This window comes from Streptomyces sp. NPDC060184 (genome assembly GCF_042728795.1).
GTDB lineage: Bacteria > Actinomycetota > Actinomycetes > Streptomycetales > Streptomycetaceae > Streptomyces.
This window is the reverse complement of record NZ_JBHWYX010000031.1, coordinates 13,952-29,477: the sequence shown is the minus strand read 5'-3', so window position 1 is coordinate 29,477 and position 15,526 is coordinate 13,952. Positions and strand designations below refer to the sequence as shown.

The following is a 15,526-nucleotide window of genomic DNA, read 5'->3' as shown; positions in this document are numbered from 1 at the left end:
TCAGGGGCGTCCGGGGGCGGGAATGCCGGTCGGGTTGCTCGTGTTACCGGACCAGAATGAAAACGACACCCGTCCCGGACAAGGGCTGGGGAGTCGTCCAGCGGAGGAGGCATTCATGGCACGCAGCGAACTCAGGCCGGTCGTCACCCTCCGGTCCACGGCGGGGACCGGGCAGAGCTACGTCACGCGGAAGAACCGCCGCAACGACCCGGACCGGCTGGAACTGCGCAAGTTCGACCCGGTGGCCGGCCATCACGTGGTCTTCCGGGAAGCCCGCTGAAACCGGGGGCGCGCTGACCACCGGGGCGCGCCGGGGGAGGGCCCGATGAGTCCGTCGGCCCGATGAACCTCGCGGCGCCCCACCGGACGGCCCCGCCGAACCGCACGGCCTGCCGAACCGCACGGCCCGCGTCCGCGCACGGTCCGCGAGCCGCACCATCCGCCGTACCGCACGGGAAGGAACACCTCCATGAAGCAGCAGATCCACCCCACCATCCGTTCCGTCGTCTTCCGTGACCGGGCCGCCGGGGTCGCTTTCCTGACGCGCTCGACCGCCGACGCGACCGAGCGCGTGGAGTGGGAGGACGGCCGGAGCTATCCGGTGATCGACGTCGAGACCTCATCGGCGAGCCATCCGTTCTACACCGGCACGCAGCGGGTGCTGGACACGGCGGGGCGGATCGACCGCTTCCACCGCCGTTACGGAGACGTCGCGGCCGGACGCTGACGGGACGGGACGGCCGGGACTTCCGTGCCGGCCGTCCAGGAGCGGACGGGTCCGGGCCGGGCCGTCCCGGACCGGCCCGGCGCCAGTCGGCCTCCGTCCCCCGTATCGTCGCCCGCCGTTCGCCGTCTCCGTGCCCCGGATCACACCGCGGAGGCCGGAGTACGGGAACACCCGCGAGTGGTTTATCGTTCATCAATACGTGGTGCGAGGGGGACAGTGTCCCCGGGCCTCACCTTTCGCCCATGGGGAAGATCGTTCGGCTGAAGCCCCATGGAGCAACCCGCCGAGAGGCGACCGCCCCTCGTACCTCTTGAACGGCCCCGGCCGGATTCCCCCGATCCGGCCGGGGCTTTCCGCTGTCCGGGGAGTCCTTCAACCGCGCGTCCCGCCGGGCCGCCCGGCAGCCTCCAGGGCCAGCGCGCCCAGGGCCGGGAACACCGCCACGGACGCGGCGCCCGGCGGCCACCACCGGGTCGCCGCAGCGGCCAGCGCGGCCCCGGCCACCACGGCGGCCAGCCGCCCGAGCGCCCGGATGTCGTCCCGGACCGGCCGGCCGAGCGCCAGCCGGCCCGCCAGCGAGGTCAGCGTGCCGGTGAAGAAGTTGGTCGGGGTCACCCGGACCATGCCCTGGATTCCCATGGCCACCGCCACGGCGGCGAGCAGCCAGGTCCGGTCCGTCCCCGACGCGACGAGTCCCAGCCCCCACGCCGTCGCGGCGGAGCCCAGCAGGGCCACCTCGACCAGCAGCAGAGCCGCCACCGGCCACCCCCACCGCCGCGCCATCAGAGCGCCGCACCCGGCCCCGGCCACGTACGACACGAGCGCGGCGCCCACGTGCGCCGCGGAGCCCTCCTCGCCCGCTCCCGTCGCCGAGGCGCCCAGCAGGACGAGATTTCCGGTCATCACGCCCGCGAAGACCTGCCCCGCGCAGAGGAAGACGAACGCGTCGGCCGCCCCGGAGGCTCCCGAGAGCAGCAGCAGGGCCCAGGCGGTACGGCCGTACGGGGCGTCCCCGGTCGGCGGGCCGTGCGGGGGCGGGGAGGAGGAGGACACCCGGGCATTCTCGGCGCGCGGGCGCCCGGACGCCGCGCAACCCCCGCGTCCGGGCGTGCCGGGGGGCGTACGCGGCGCGGCCGTACGCACCCGCCGGGGACTCGCCGGGGGGGTTGGTACGGCCGTGTGTCCGGGGGCCGGTCAGCCGGCCGCGCGCGGGACCACCGTGGACAGCACGTCGGTCAGCGCGTGCCAGTCCGCCGAGATGATGCTGGCGTGCCGTCCCGCGAGGAGGCCGAGCCGGTCGAGGGCCTGTGCGGGCGTCGGATTGGTGCCGTCGATGGCGGGTGCCACGTTGTTCGCGTCCGTCATCAGCACCAGGTACTGGTTGCGGGCGTACCAGGCGGTGTCGACGGAGCCGCCCGCGTACACGGAGGCGTCACCGTCGAAGATCACGAACCAGGGCCGGAGGGAGGCGTCGGTGTACCGCGTGCGGGGGTCGCCGGCCTGCGCCGTGTGCACGGCGGGGAAGGCCGAGGCCTCGCGCAGCCGGCCCGCGGCGGCCAGGTCGCGCAGCCGCGTGGCGTACTCGCGGTCCGTCCACAGGGTGTCGAGCGGGTTGCCCTCCTCGACGGTGCCCGGAATCAGCTCCACCAGGAAACGGCCCGCCAGCGCGTCGCGCGTGGGCCAGCCCCCGGAGGTGACGGCCTCGTCGAGCGTGGCGTGGGAGCCCGCGAGGTCGGCCGGGCGGTAGAGCGCGTCGCCGAGCTTCGCCGTGAGCAGCGCGTCCAGTTCGGCGGGACCGCGTCCGCTCGTGCCGAGGAATCCGTCCTTGAGCTCGACCTTCAGCACGATGGGCCGGTGCCCCGGGTGGGCGTCGTGCCAGGCGCGGATGTCGGAGAGGCAGCCGGCGAGGTTCTGGTTGCGGGGCTTGCTGCGCAGCTCGGCGGCGCTCGCCGCGTTCTCGCAGTTGTTGTCGTTGCCGAGCGGATTGCTGTGGGAGACGCGCCACGAACTGCCGAACACGTTGGTCCAGACGTCGAGTTCGAGCATCGCCGCCCCGGAGTCGAGCGCGTCGGCGAAGTAGGTGAACGTCGACTTCTCGTACGCGTTGTGCACCCCGACGCCCGTCGTCGCGCCGTACGAGCCGCCGCCCTGGCCCGTTGCGGACTGCGCGCTGCCGGCCGAGACCGCCACGCAGAACAACCCGGCCGCGGCGGCCGTCACCCACCGGCGCCATCCCTGCTTCATGGACCCTCACCCTCACCCACGTCGTCGAAGTTGATGCGGACGCGTCAACATGGGCACGATAGGAGGCGCGGATGACCTTCAGGAGTACGCGAACCGGCCGTTCGGGGAGCACCGGCTGTCGGAGTGGCAGCCGCGGCGAGCGGCCCGGCGGAGCGGTGTCCGGGGAGTGCGGGGGCGGCGGTCCGGTCACACCGTCCCGTCGAGGCCGGTCGCGTAGTGCTCGATGGCGGTGCGGTAGCGCCTCACGTACGGGTCCTCACTGGTCGACGCGACGAGCCGCAGCAACAGGCCCATCGCCTCGTGGTGTTCACCGGTGTTGTACAGCGCCATCGCCAGGAAGGTGTGCAGCGCCCCGTCCTCGGGGAACTCCGCCACTCCCTGGCGTAGCGTCTCGACGGCCTGCCCGTACCTGCCGAGCACCCGGTACGTGCTCCCGAGGCCGACGAGCGCGCCCCGCCGGTCCTCCTCGCCGAGCCGGCCGCCCGACAGGCAGCGCTCGTAGTACGCCACCGCCTCGGCCTCCAGGCCGAGAGTGTCGTGCGCCCACGCCGTCTGATAGGCGATCTCGGCGTCTTCCGGGAATCGCGCGGTCAGGGCGAGCAGGTGTTCCCTGGCCTCCTCCGCGCGGCCCTCGGTCCGCAGCCGTACGGCGTCGGCGAGCAGTTCGTCCCTCTTCGATGAGCTCATGGGCGACATCGTGTCAGGCGCCGCCCGGCCGCCGTCGTCCGCCCCACCGCGGGCGCCCCGGGGCGGCGCGCCCTGCCGGGGCGAACTTCGTCGGGCGGGGTGGCCGGATCAGGGTGTGGCCGGGCGGGGCGGGGGCATTCGAGGGCCATGACCGCTGACGCGAACCGCACTGTGCGGAAGAGAAGTTGGGCGCACACGCTGCTGCGCGCCGGCATCCTGGTGGTGGCCTTCGTGGGCCTCGTCGCCTTCTCCGTCGTCCTGGCCAAGGTGACGCTCACTCCGTCACCCGCGTCGGCCGGGATCGCCCATTCGAACATGACCCCGGGGCGCTCGCTGAGGCAGTACGCCGAGGACTACACCTTCCTCGCGGCCTGCAAGCAGGCGGGCGGAAACATCCTGCTAGGCGCGCCCTTCGGGGTGCTGCTGCCGGTCCTCGTGCCGCGCCGGCTCCGGATGCTCCGCATGATCCTGCTCACCGGTGTGGTCATGGTGGTCGTCGAGCTGGCCCAGGGGGCGGTCGTGGAGGGCCGCGCCTTCGACATCGACGACGTCATCCTCAACACCACCGGCGCATTGCTCGGTTACCTGTTCGTGGGACGCCGGATCAGCCACCACTACCACTCCTTCGCGACGGTCCGGACCGAGCCCGCTTCGGCGGTCGCCCCGGCCGCCGGGGACGCGTCCGGCAGGCGATCCACCGGACGGCCCGCCGAGGCCAAGGGGTTCAGGGCGAGGGTGGCGGCGGCATCGGCGCGCGCGGGCGTGTCCCGTACCACCGCGAAGGCGCGGTCCGCCGACGGGACCGGGCGCCCGGCGAAGGCTCCGGCCGCCGCCGCGGGCACGCGGGCCGGGAAGACGCCGGACAAGGGTGCCGGGAAGACGGCGGACAGGCGTGCCGGGAAGGCGGCCGGCGTCGTGGGCAGACGCCCCGGGAAGGCTCCGGTCGACGGCGGGAACGCCGGAGCGGCGCGGTCCGGGGGAGGGCGCACCTTGCTGGAGAGGCTCCGCAGCCGCTGACGGGGCGGCAGGACGTCCCGGTCGGCGGTTTCCGCGGTCCGTCAGGTGCCGCGGAGCCGGGTGGGTCGTGCTCGCGGACCGGACCGCGTGCGAACGGAGAGCGGAGGGAAGTGCGGAGGGAAGTGGGGGGCACCCGTCAGCCGGGTGCCCCCCACGGCACGTCGGCTGACGCAACCGCTCTCACTGGTCGGCCACGACGCTGGAGCGTCAACTGGTGTAGGTCGACAGGCCAGTTCCGCACGCGAGCAGTCGAATTTATTCGACTCTTCACGTCCCTTGACTCCGATTTTCCGTCTCCCCATGATGGGAGCGCTCCCACCTGTTCAAGCCTTGTGCTCGATTCCGTCCGACCTGCCGGAGTGAGTGATCCGAGCAGGCGGAGATCAGAGCAGGCGGAGGTGCGGGTTGAACGGGACGCCCCGCACCTCTGCCGTTCCACCCCCCGGCGGGCCCGCCCCTGGCCCGCCGGGGACACCCGTTCGGACCCCGGCGGATTGCCCCGACGGGTGCGCCGCGCCAGGTTGGCGGTGACGTCCACCGAGCCGGAGGCGTGCCGCGTACCCGCCGGGGCGTGTGTCGGAAGCAGCGCGGTCGACCCGGCCTCCGGGCGGACGACGCCACTTTCGCAGCCCGCTTGAGGAGGAGCCGTATGGCCGACGGCCGGTGGAGCCCGGGCCACGTCCCGCCCGAGGCGGCGGAGTTCCAGCCCGTCCTGGACGTCGTGGAGCCCGCGCGGCAGCGGCGGCTCACCGTACTGTTCCGGTTCCTGCTGCTCCTGCCGCACTTCGTCGTCCTCTTCTTCCTCTCGATCGTCGCGGCCGTCATGGTCGTCGTCGGCTGGTTCTCGGCGCTCGTCCTCGGCCGCCTGCCCGAACCCGTCTTCCGCTTCCTCGCCGGTCGGCTCGGCTACCAGACGCGCGTCCTCGCCAACGAGATGCTGCTGGTGGACCGTTACCCGCCCTTCTCCTTCAGCCCGCCGGGGGACTACCCGGTACGCGTCGAGGTCCGCCCCACCGAGCTCAACCGGCTCGCCGTCCTCTTCCGGCTGCTCCTGATGATCCCCGCGCTGGTCGTCCAGGCCCTCGCCGTCACCGGCTGGTTCGCCCTCTCCTTCGTCTGGTGGCTGGTCACCCTGATTCTCGGCCGCATGCCGAAGCCCCTGTTCGAAGCCACCGCCGCCACCCTGCGCTACCAGATGCGGTTCGAGGCCTACGCCGCGATGCTCACCCCCGCCTACCCCAAGGGGCTCTTCGGCGACGACAGCCTCCCGGTCGTCCCGTACGGCACCGGCTCCGCGACGCGCCCCCTGATCATGAGCCGGGCGGGCGCGATGTTCGTCGTCCTCTTCCTCGTGCTCGGTCTCGCGAGCAGCGTCACCTGGTCCACCGCCCCGTACGACGACGAGCCCTCGGACACCTACCGGCTGCACGGTGACCTCCGAAAAAGAAGGTCGCCATCCGGTCCGCCGCCAGGCATCATCGCCCGATGACATGGACAGCACCTGAACCGGCAGCCACCCCCGACGCGCTGAACGCGCCGGAGCGCGAGACCCTCACCTCGTTCCTCCACTCCTACCGTGCCGGCCTGCTGCGCAAGTGCGCCGGGCTGACCGGCGAGCAACTCGCGCGGCAGACCACCGAACCCTCCAACCTCAGCCTGCTCGGCCTCGTACGGCACATGGCCAAGGTCGAACGCATTTGGTTCCGCGAGCGGTTCGCCGGCCAGGAACTGCCCCCGATGTACGACCCGGCCAAGGGCAAGGACGCCGACTTCGAGGACCTCGTCCCCGAGCGCGCCCAGGAGGACTACGCACGGCTGCTGGAGGAGATCCGGCTGGCGGACGAGACGGTCGCCGCCGCTTCGCTCGACGACACCTTCGTCCATCGCGGGGAGACGTACTCACTTCGGCTGATACACGTCCACCTCATCGCCGAGTACGCCCGCCACGCCGGCCACGCCGACCTGCTGCGGGAACGGCTGGACGGTGTGACCGGTGACTGAAACCCGCACGACTCCCCCGGGAACAGCCGGAGTTGGGGGCGCGCGGGTGGACTGAACCGGCGCGTACGGGTCAGACGAACGGTATGACGTCCACCGGTACGGAACCAGACAGCTCCGAGCGGCACGGCGGCGGGCCCGCCGTCCGCCCGGCCGCGAAGAAGCGGGGATGGGTCAAGCCCCTCGGCATCTGCGCCGTGGTGCTGGCCCTCCTCTTCGCCGGGACCCGGCTCAGCCTCGTGCCGGGCCTGGGCGACCTCTTCGGCGAGAAGACCAACGACCGGTCCGGGCCCGCCGTGCTCAAGTCGATCCAGGACATGAGCGCGTACGAGGCGGCCTCCGGCAACTTCCAGGTGGTCGTCGACCTGGAGAAGGACGCCAAGTTCCTCCCCGACGCGATCCGGGGGACGCGCACCCTCTACGTCGGCGCCGGTACCGTCGGCGCCTCCGTCGACCTCGGCAAGGTCGCGGAGGACGGCGTCGTCGTCAACGACGACCGTACGGAGGCCACGCTCACCCTGCCCCACGCGGTCCTCGGCAAGCCCGCGCTCGACCCCGACCGGTCCTACTCGGTCTCCAAGCAGCGCGGTCTGCTGGACCGCCTCGGCGACTTCTTCTCCGACAACCCCGGCAGCGAGCAGGCGGTCAACAAGTTGGCGGCCCAGCACATCGCGGAAGCGGCGAAGGAGAGCGGCCTGACCGCGCGGGCCGAGAAGAACACCGCGAACATGCTCAGGGGCCTGCTCACCTCGCTCGGATTCACGAAGGTCACCGTCACCTACGCGCCCCCCCAAGGCTCCTGACGCTTCCGGCCCGCGCCTCCGGCCCACGCTTCCGGCCCACGCGGCCGGTCCGCGTGGGCCGGCCGCACCGAGGCGCCGATCCGTGCGCCGACGTCCTTCTGTCGTCAACGTGCGGATCGACGGACCGCCCGCCGTACTCACGTACGAGAAGAGTGGCCGGGTCATGGTGCGGCGAGGCGGCCCGCTTGCCAGAGTGGACGGATGAACACATCCGATCTGCTCACCGACGCCTTCGGCCGCGTGCGGGAAGCGGTGCACGCCGCCGCCGAAGGGCTCTCCGCCGACGAACTCAACGCCCGGACCGACGAGGGCGCCAACTCCATCGCTTGGCTCGTTTGGCACTTGACCCGCGTCCAGGACGACCACGTCGCGGACGCCTCCGGCGGGGACCAGGTCTGGTTCACCGACGGCTGGGCCGACCGGTTCGACCTCCCGTTCGACCGAGCCGCCACCGGATACGGGCACACCGGCAAAGAAGTGGGCGCCGTGCGGGTGGCCTCCGCCGACCTGCTGCTCGGCTACCACGACGCCGTCCACGCGCGCACCCTGGCCTTCGTCGGCGGACTCACCGGCAAGGCGCTGGACCGGATCGTCGACGAGGCGTGGTCCCCGCCGGTGACCCTCGGCGTCCGGCTCGTCAGCGTGGTGGCCGACGACCTCCAGCACGCCGGCCAGGCCGCCTTCGTGCGCGGAGCGCTCGGGCGCGCACACCGCGGATGATCGATCGCCCGTGCGGCATAAAGGCCAGGTCAGAGGCGTGCGCATCCCAGGCGTCGCACACCGGTGCGAGCTCCGGGTCGCGGTGCCATACTCGAAAGGAGCCAGTAGGCAGGCTTGGCATTGTCGAAAGGCGAGGCGTCATGAACTGGGCATCGTGGACAACCAGTGGCGTCTTCGCGGGAGCCGGCGGAGTGAGCACCGCCGAGGTGGGCATCGTGACCGGGGATCTGACCGTGCACACGACGTGGTCGGACGAGCAGGCGGCCGTGGCCGTGCAGTTCAGCGGATCCTCCGATTGGTTCACCATGGCGGGCAGCCCCGTTCCGTGCTTCTCCGAAGAAGAGAGCCGCACCTTCCATCAGACCGTGGTCGAGGCCGTACGCGCGGGCAGGGGCGCGATGGTGCCCTCACCGCAGGGCGCACCCGCACCGGCGCCACCATCCGTCGCGTAGCGGCGTCCACCGGACACCGCTCAGTGCCGCGACCGGCGAGGTCCACGCCGTCGCGGCACTAGAGTTGCTGCTCACGCATCCGTATCGAGCGGGTACGGAGAGTGAGTATGTCGAGGAGCGGTGCGATGACAGGGACGGACGTCTTGCGGAGGAAACCGAGAAGGCAGGCCCGGCCGGAGAAGCAGCGCCCCCTCAGGGTGGAGATCCCCCTGCTCGTCGTCGTCGCGCTCTGTCTCGCGCTGCTCATCAAGACCTTCCTGGTGCAGGCGTTCTCCATCCCCTCCGAGTCCATGCAGAACACCCTGCAGGAAGGGGACCGGGTCCTCGTCGACAAGCTGACGCCCTGGTTCGGCTCGGAGCCCGGACGAGGTGAGGTCGTCGTCTTCCACGACCCCGACGGCTGGCTCACGGGCGTCGAGGCCCAGCAGCCCAACGTGGTGCAACAGGTGCTGACCTTCGTCGGGCTGATGCCGTCGGCCCAGGAGAAGGACCTGATCAAGCGGGTGATCGGAGTCGGCGGAGACACCGTCGAGTGCTCCGGAACCGGCCCGCTCCGGCTCAACGGGGAGGCGCTGGACGAGCCGTACGTCTACCCCGGCAACACCGCGTGCAGCCCGGGCGGGGACGGCGAGTTCAAAGTGACCGTCCCCGACGGGAAGATCTGGGTGATGGGCGACCACCGCCAGGCGTCCGCCGACTCCCGCTACCACCAGCACGACAAGAACGGCGGCATGGTCCCCGAGGACGAGGTGGTCGGACGGGCCGTCGTGGTCGCCTGGCCGGTCGGCCGCTGGGCGACCCTGCCGATTCCGGCGACCTTCACCCGGCCCGGCATCGAGTCGGCGGCCGTCCCCGGCGGCCTCGCCGTCGCCGGCGCGCTCCCGCTCCTGATGGTGCGACGGCGGCGGAGGACGGCGGAGGACGGAACGAACGGCGGGGCGAGCTACCCGGACTCCCCGAAGCGCAGCACGTAGCGCCGCTGCCAGGGCGTCTCCACCGCACCCGGGTGGTAGTGCCTCCTGACGAAGCCGACGGCCTCGTCCGGGCTGACGCCGTCCAGGACGGCGAGGCACGCCAGGGCCGTGCCCGTACGCCCCCGGCCGCCCGTGCACGCGACCTCCACCCGCTCGTCGGCGGCCCGGGCCCACACCTCTTCCAGCAGGGCCCGGGCCGCCCCGCGGTCGGCCGGGAGGCGGAAGTCGGGCCAGCGCAGCCAGCGCGACTCCCACGCCACCGGTTCGGGCTCACGGCCCAAAAGGCATACGGAGAACTGTGGGAACCGGCCCTCGGGCAGCGGCCTACGCAGCCCCCGGCCCCGCACGAGGCGTCCAGACGGCAGCCGCAGAATGCCCGGGTCGGCCGGGTCCCATCCTTCGCTCATGCCCCCATATTCACTCCTCGGGAGGCACCTCGGAGCTCAGGGGGCGTGCCAGCAGCGGGGCGCCGGGCACTTGGTGGCCGCCGCTGGCCAGCATCCGTACCTCGCCCCTGGCGCTGATCTCGGCGCGGACGATGCCGGTCTCGTCCTCGTACACGGGATGCCCTCCCGCCCCCGCACGCTCGGTCATCCGGACGACGACGACGTCGTCCTCCGCGCCGAGTGTCTGGAAGATCAGCTCGAAACGTTCCGGATAGTCCATGTGGGCCTCCCGATCGGGCACGACGGACGCCGGACCCCTTGGATTCCATTGTTTCCCAGCGTCGCCCTCCGCGCCCGGTCAAGGGAAGGGCAGGTTCGGCCGCTCAGTGGGCTTCCGGCCGGGGCGGCGACGCCGTGGCCCGGGGCACGGGACGGCGGGCGAGCCCAACGGGCGGAGCGGTCCGGTCGATCGGGTGACTCGGCGCCGGGACACAACATGTCTGGTCGCCCCCCGGGCTAGGCATGCGCACATGAGACTTGATCCCCCACAGACGAACCGTGTCTTCTCGCGTGCCCGCACGCTCCGCGCGGTCGGCGCCGTCGTGTGCGCCGTCCTCGCCTCGGCGGTGGTCACGGGCTGCGGATCGGACAGTGACTCCGTGTCGGCGTCGGCGACTTCGGAGGCCGCCAAGGTCGTACCGCACCAGGCGACCACCACGCCGGCCTCTCCCAGCCCGTCCGCGACGAAGCTGACGCAGGAGCAGCAGAAGCGCAAGGACGTGCTCGACGCCACGAAGATCACCTTCGACAAGGCGGCCGGGACCGCGGTGGACGCGGTCTCCGGCAGCAAGCTGGTCGACCTGGAGCTCGGCGGGCTCGACGACGACGAGGACGCCAGCCCCAGCCCGAGCCCGACCGGGAGCCCGAGCCCCACGGGCAGCCCGAGCCCGACCGGCAGCCCCAGCCCCACGGGCAGCGCCAGTCCCAGCGCGAGCCCCGGCGACCCCGAGTGGGTCGCGGAGGTCGCGGAGAAGGACGGCACCGCGCACACCGTCCGAATCAACGCGGTCACCGGCAAGGTCCTGGACACCACCGAGGACGACAACCAGTCCGCCGACGACAAGAGCCGGCTGGCCGGGATGATCGGCAAGGCCACCCAGACGCCGGAGCAGGCGGCGAAGGTGGCCACCGACAAGCAGAAGGGCTGGGTGACGTCGATCGGGCTGGAAGAGAACGACGACGACGTCCTCGTCTGGCAGGTCGACGTCGTCGACTCCGACTGGAACCAGACCGACTTCGAGATCGACGCCGCCAAGGGGACGATCGTCGGTGAGGTGACCGAGGAGACCGAAGAGAACTGATGCCCCGACCGTGACCCCCGATTCGGTGGTGTGCCGCCCGTGCACACCACCGAATCGCTGTTTCCGCACCCTGCTCGCCGCCGTTCGACGCCCGGGACCGCCGGTCAGGTCAGGCCTGGCGCCGCTCGGGGCGCAACGCGTGGGCCAGGCCGTGCTCCGCGGTGTCCTTGAGCGCCCGGTCGTAGGCCGTCTCGTACGCCGAATGACCCGCCGCCTCGCGGGCGAGGCGCTCCCACCGGTCGCGGATCGCGCCCAGTTCCGGAGTGCCGCGGTGCGGGTGACCGACCATCCGCCAGAACGTCTGACCCGTCCCCAGGGTGCGCGCCGCGCCCACGCCGTCGCCCTGGGCGGCGATGGCACCCGCGAGCAGGTCCAGCGCGAGCGCGATCCCCAGGCTGTCCTGGAGCTGGTGCTTGCTGGTGAGCATGGCGCGGGCATGGGTCTCCGCATCCCGCGGCCGGCCGCGCATCATGTGTATGAGCGCCAGTTGGTGGTCCGCGTAGCCGCGCGCCCAGCGGTCCCCGTACTCCAGACTGATCCGCTGGAGCCCGACGGCGTCCTGGTACGCCTCCTCCAGCCGGCCCTGGGCCGTCAGTGCGAACAGGCGTATCACCCGGCAGCGCAGGACGGACGGGGCGACGGCGGGTTCCACCGGCAGCTCGCGCAGCGCGCCGTCGCTCACCGCCAGCGCCGCCTGCGGGCGGCCCGCCATGAGGTGGTTGAAGCTCACCGTGTGCGCGGCGGACAGGATCGATTCGGCATCCGCGTCCTCCCGCGCGCAGCGGGCGCACTCCTCCCCGACCTCGGACGCCGCCCCGTGGTCCCCCTGAAGGGTGAGGGTGACACCGAGGGCCCACAGGGCCCGGGTCCGGTCCCGTCCACCGCCCGGGTGCAGGGCGAGGACCCGTTCCAGATAGGAGCGCGCCTGGTGGAGGTGGCCGCAGCAGCTCCAGAACAGTCCGGCCTGCCCCGCCATGCGCAGGGCCAGCGCGGGGGAGGCCACCAGGAGGTGGTCCAGAGCGGCCGACAGGTCCGTGTGGCTCTCGTCCATGCGCCGGTAGCGCGCGAGCTGCCGGGGGCTCAGCCACCCCCGGTGCGACTCGTCCGTGACCTCGGCGAAGTGGGCGGCGTGCCGGTCGGCGAGCACCCCGTCCTCCGCCAGTTCCCGCAGCCACATCGCCCCGTACTCGCGCAGCGTGTCGAGCATGCGGTAGCCGGCGCCGTCCCGCTGCAGCACCGACTGCGCGGCCAGCCTCTCCAGCCCGCGCGCCACCTCGTCCGGGGTGAGCGGCCCCCCGGAGCAGACCGCCTGCGCGTCGGAGAGCCGGATGCCGCCGTGGAAGACGGAGAGCCGGGCCCACAGCAGCCGTTCGAGCGGCGCGCAGAGTTCGTGGCTCCAGCCGATCGTCGTCCGCAGCGCCCGGTGACGCCGGGGCCAGGTCGTGTCGTCCACGAGCGTGTCGAGCCGGGAGGCGAGCGCGTCGAGGAGCTCTTCCACCTCCGACTCCCGCAACCGGGCACAGGCGAGTTCGACGGCGAGCGGGATGCCCTCCAGGCGTCGGCAGATCTCTCCCACGGCCGCCGCCGCCCGCGGCGCGTCGAGCCGCCGGGCCGGGGCGGTGAGCGCGGCCCGCTCGCGGAAGAGGCGCTGCGCGTCGCCCCCGGTGGCCAGCGGCGGTACGTCCACGGCGTACTCGCCCGCCACGTCCAGGGGTTCTCTGCTGGTCGCGAGCACGGTGAGCCCCGGCGCGGCGGTGAGCAGCCGCTCCACCAGATCCCGGCAGGCCGTCAGGACCCTTTCGCAGCAGTCCAGGACGAGCAGCAGCCGCTGATCCGCGAGCCACGCGCTCAGCGCCTCCACGGGACGCCGCCGGCTGTGGTCCAGCAGACCGACCGCGTCGCAGACGGCGGTCGTCAGCGACGCGTCACCGTGCAGGTGCGAGAGATCGGCCCAGCAGACCCCACCGGCGAAGCGACCCGCCGTCCGGTCCGCGACATGGAGCGCGAGCCGGCTCTTGCCTATGCCGCCGGGACCCGTGAGAGTGACCAGCCGGTGTTCGTCCAGTGCCCGCTCGGTCCGGGCCAGCTCACCGCTTCTGCCGATGAAACTGGTCGTGACGGCGGGTGGGTTGCCCATCACGGGGTCATCCTGCCTCTCCCGGGGGCACGCCTCCTCCCCTTGTGCGGAAGCAATCAAAAACGGCCGACATGCGATGCCTGGGGAGCCAGGAATTGGCGTGAATGTCCGTGGCGCCGACGGGCGGCAGGACCCTCGCGCGGAGCCGGTGCGGCAGCGGCCCCCGATCGCGCGTGCGCCGGGTCACGCGCCGGGGACCGCGCGCACTCCGGCTCAGGGCCGCAGCGCCAGCTTTCCCACGGTGCGGCGGGCGAGCAGGTCCTCGTGCGCGCGCCGGGCCTCGGCCAGCGGGTGGACGCCACCGGTGAGGGGCGTCAGCCTGCCCCGGAGCGTCAGGTCGAGAAGCTCGCCGAGCGCCGTCAGGAAGGCGCCCGGAGGCGAGAGCCAGCCGCCCAGCTGGAATCCGGTCACCGACGCGTTCAGCATCAGGAGCCGGGTCGTGTCCAGCGGCGCCGGCGCGGACCTGGAGGCGTTGCCGTAGGTGACGATCCTGCCGTGTTCCGCGAGCGAGGCGAGCCCCTGGTCGAAGAGCGCGCCCCCGGAGGCGTCCAGCACGATGTCCGCCTTCCCGGCGAGCGGGTACTCCACCGCCTCGTCGGCCCCCGCCTTCAGGGCGGCGGCACGCTTCTCGGGCGTCGAGGCCACCGCCACGACACGCCCGGCGCCGAACTCGCGGGCCAGCTGCACCGCCAGATTGCCCACCCCGCCCGCGGCGGCGTGCACCACCACGCTCTCGCCCGGTACCAGCCGGGCCGCCGACTTCAGCAGGTGCCAGGCGGTGAGCCCTTGTGTCAGCAGGGCCAGTGCCTGCCCGGCGTCGAGTTCCTCGGGGAGGGTGACCATGGCGGCGGGATCCGCGCTCACCCGCTCCGCGTACCCGGACCGCACTCTCGCGAGGACCCGGCGGCCGTCCTCGGTGCGCCCGACGACCTCCGTACCGGGAACGAACGGGTGGCCTCCCGGGGTGGGGTACGTGCCGTCGGTGACCATGGTGTCCACGAAGTTCACGCCGGCCGCCTCGACGTCGAGCAACGACCACCCCTCCGCGGCGACGGGGTCGGGTACCTCCGTGTACTCCAGCACCTCGGGGCCACCGGATCTGCGGACTTGGATCGCGTGCATGCGTGTCACCGTTTCGACGGGGGGACAGAAACGCCCACCTGCCCGGTCAGCGCCGGGAACGAGGCACCGGGCACGTTATCGAACGTCACCGAAAGGTCCCAGCTCGGCCGCCCCAGGTCGTCGAACACGCGGTGGGCGCGGTCCGGATCGGTGGAGAGCGCCCGCAGCACCCCCGGTACGGCGATGCCGGGCAGGACCAGCCGGTACAGGTCGGAGGCGAAGAGGAGCAGGCTGTCCGGCCTGTCCACGGTGGTGGAGACGAGCTGTAATCCGGTGAACGCGCCCACCAGTACGTTCGCGGTCTCCAGCGGGTCGATGTGTTCGAACACCTCGCCCTGGGAGCGCCCTTCGGTCAGCAGGGTCGCGATGACGTCCCGCCACTGCGGCCACGGTCCGCCGAAGAACGGCCGCGCGTTCTGGTCGGCGGCCAGCCGCGCCGCCCCCTGGAGTAACGGTTCCCGCGGCAGCCGGTACGCGAGGAGCAGGCCCAGGTCCACGATGGCCTGCATCTTCACCGGATTGTCCGGTTTGATGATGACCGCGTGCTGCAGCACCGCGTGCGCCAGCGCCTCCTTGCCGGAGAAGTGGAAGTACAAGGCCCCCTTGGTGACTCCGGCCAGGGACATGATCTCGCTGATGGTGGATGCTTCGTAACCGTTCGACGCGAACACCACCGCCGCGGCCTCCAGCACGGTGTAGCGCGTTCTGATGGCCCGCTCCTGCTGTGCCATGCCCCGACTCCTTCGGTCCGTTCCCCCGGTCCCCTGCCGCGCGCGGCGCGTCTCGCGAGGAGGACGGCGCGAAACAGGCGCGCCGGTATGTTACCCCTGCTCGGGGGCCCTGACTCCCTTGATCGGCAGGGCATATGACGGTCCGGCACCTCCCGCGCGAGGGCGGG

18 protein-coding genes are annotated in these 15,526 nt (G+C 72.4%); 10 read left to right on the top strand and 8 right to left on the bottom strand.

Going from position 1 to position 15,526, the window contains the following annotated elements; genetic code table 11:
* Positions 1-115: 115 nt before the first annotated feature.
* Entirely contained in the window at positions 116-280 is a 165-nt protein-coding gene (gene rpmG / locus ACFWEE_RS20940) for a 50S ribosomal protein L33 (protein WP_266712731.1), read from the top strand.
* A 189-nt stretch (positions 281-469) separates the two neighbouring features.
* Positions 470-727 (top strand): type B 50S ribosomal protein L31, encoded by a 258-nt coding sequence (locus ACFWEE_RS20935; protein WP_386891064.1) that lies wholly within the window; start codon positions 470-472, stop codon positions 725-727.
* A gap of 372 nt (positions 728-1,099) precedes the next feature.
* Here ACFWEE_RS20935 and ACFWEE_RS20930 read toward each other — a convergent pair whose 3' ends face one another.
* The 3 genes from ACFWEE_RS20930 to ACFWEE_RS20920 form a co-directional block, all read right to left on the bottom strand.
* Complete coding sequence (locus tag ACFWEE_RS20930; RefSeq protein WP_386891062.1) at positions 1,100-1,780, bottom strand: YoaK family protein; 681 nt, start codon at positions 1,778-1,780, stop codon at positions 1,100-1,102.
* 141 nt (positions 1,781-1,921) lie between these two features.
* Complete coding sequence (locus tag ACFWEE_RS20925) at positions 1,922-2,971, bottom strand: phosphatidylinositol-specific phospholipase C domain-containing protein (protein ID WP_386891060.1); 1,050 nt, start codon at positions 2,969-2,971, stop codon at positions 1,922-1,924.
* Positions 2,972-3,157: 186 nt separating this feature from the next.
* Positions 3,158-3,658, bottom strand: a complete 501-nt coding sequence (locus ACFWEE_RS20920) for a tetratricopeptide repeat protein (protein WP_386891058.1) — start codon at positions 3,656-3,658, stop codon at positions 3,158-3,160.
* A gap of 147 nt (positions 3,659-3,805) precedes the next feature.
* Between ACFWEE_RS20920 and ACFWEE_RS20915 the strand changes: the two genes are divergently transcribed.
* The 7 genes from ACFWEE_RS20915 to lepB all read left to right on the top strand — a co-directional run bounded on the left by ACFWEE_RS20915 (position 3,806) and on the right by lepB (position 9,622).
* Entirely contained in the window at positions 3,806-4,675 is an 870-nt protein-coding gene (locus ACFWEE_RS20915; protein WP_386891056.1) for a VanZ family protein, read from the top strand.
* Positions 4,676-5,324: 649 nt separating this feature from the next.
* Positions 5,325-6,164 carry a DUF4389 domain-containing protein gene (locus tag ACFWEE_RS20910; protein WP_386891054.1) on the top strand — a complete coding sequence of 280 codons (840 nt, stop codon included), beginning with the start codon at positions 5,325-5,327 and terminating at the stop codon, positions 6,162-6,164.
* Positions 6,161-6,676: a DinB family protein gene (locus ACFWEE_RS20905; RefSeq protein WP_386891053.1), complete on the top strand. Its 516-nt coding sequence runs from the start codon at positions 6,161-6,163 to the stop codon at positions 6,674-6,676. Before ACFWEE_RS20910 ends, ACFWEE_RS20905 begins: the two co-directional genes overlap by 4 nt.
* 83 nt (positions 6,677-6,759) lie before the next feature.
* Complete coding sequence (locus ACFWEE_RS20900; protein ID WP_386891051.1) at positions 6,760-7,476, top strand: DUF4230 domain-containing protein; 717 nt, start codon at positions 6,760-6,762, stop codon at positions 7,474-7,476.
* 201 nt (positions 7,477-7,677) lie between these two features.
* Positions 7,678-8,196, top strand: a complete 519-nt coding sequence (locus ACFWEE_RS20895) for a DinB family protein (RefSeq protein ID WP_386891050.1) — start codon at positions 7,678-7,680, stop codon at positions 8,194-8,196.
* 140 nt (positions 8,197-8,336) lie between these two features.
* Positions 8,337-8,648, top strand: coding sequence for a hypothetical protein (locus tag ACFWEE_RS20890; RefSeq protein WP_386891049.1), 312 nt, complete (start codon positions 8,337-8,339; stop codon positions 8,646-8,648).
* A gap of 125 nt (positions 8,649-8,773) precedes the next feature.
* Entirely contained in the window at positions 8,774-9,622 is an 849-nt protein-coding gene (gene lepB, locus ACFWEE_RS20885) for a signal peptidase I (RefSeq protein WP_386891048.1), read from the top strand.
* Here the strand turns inward: lepB and ACFWEE_RS20880 are convergent.
* Complete coding sequence (locus ACFWEE_RS20880) at positions 9,592-10,029, bottom strand: protein-tyrosine phosphatase family protein (protein ID WP_386891046.1); 438 nt, start codon at positions 10,027-10,029, stop codon at positions 9,592-9,594. The genes lepB and ACFWEE_RS20880 overlap by 31 nt on opposite strands.
* A gap of 10 nt (positions 10,030-10,039) precedes the next feature.
* Positions 10,040-10,288: a DUF6296 family protein gene (locus tag ACFWEE_RS20875; RefSeq protein WP_386891044.1), complete on the bottom strand. Its 249-nt coding sequence runs from the start codon at positions 10,286-10,288 to the stop codon at positions 10,040-10,042.
* A gap of 250 nt (positions 10,289-10,538) precedes the next feature.
* On the opposite strand from ACFWEE_RS20875, the gene ACFWEE_RS20870 reads away from it, so the two are divergent.
* The gene (locus ACFWEE_RS20870; protein ID WP_386891042.1) at positions 10,539-11,369 is read left to right on the top strand and encodes a PepSY domain-containing protein; all 831 of its coding nucleotides are present in this window, start codon (positions 10,539-10,541) and stop codon (positions 11,367-11,369) included.
* 109 nt (positions 11,370-11,478) lie between these two features.
* Here the strand turns inward: ACFWEE_RS20870 and ACFWEE_RS20865 are convergent, their stop codons facing one another.
* The 3 genes from ACFWEE_RS20865 to ACFWEE_RS20855 form a co-directional block, all read right to left on the bottom strand.
* Entirely contained in the window at positions 11,479-13,506 is a 2,028-nt protein-coding gene (locus tag ACFWEE_RS20865; RefSeq protein ID WP_386891040.1) for an ATP-binding protein, read from the bottom strand.
* Positions 13,507-13,719: 213 nt separating this feature from the next.
* Positions 13,720-14,628, bottom strand: coding sequence for a zinc-binding alcohol dehydrogenase family protein (locus ACFWEE_RS20860; RefSeq protein ID WP_386891038.1), 909 nt, complete (start codon positions 14,626-14,628; stop codon positions 13,720-13,722).
* Between the two features lie 5 nt (positions 14,629-14,633).
* Complete coding sequence (locus ACFWEE_RS20855; RefSeq protein WP_386891037.1) at positions 14,634-15,359, bottom strand: ScbR family autoregulator-binding transcription factor; 726 nt, start codon at positions 15,357-15,359, stop codon at positions 14,634-14,636.
* Between the last annotated feature and the right edge of the window lie 167 nt (positions 15,360-15,526).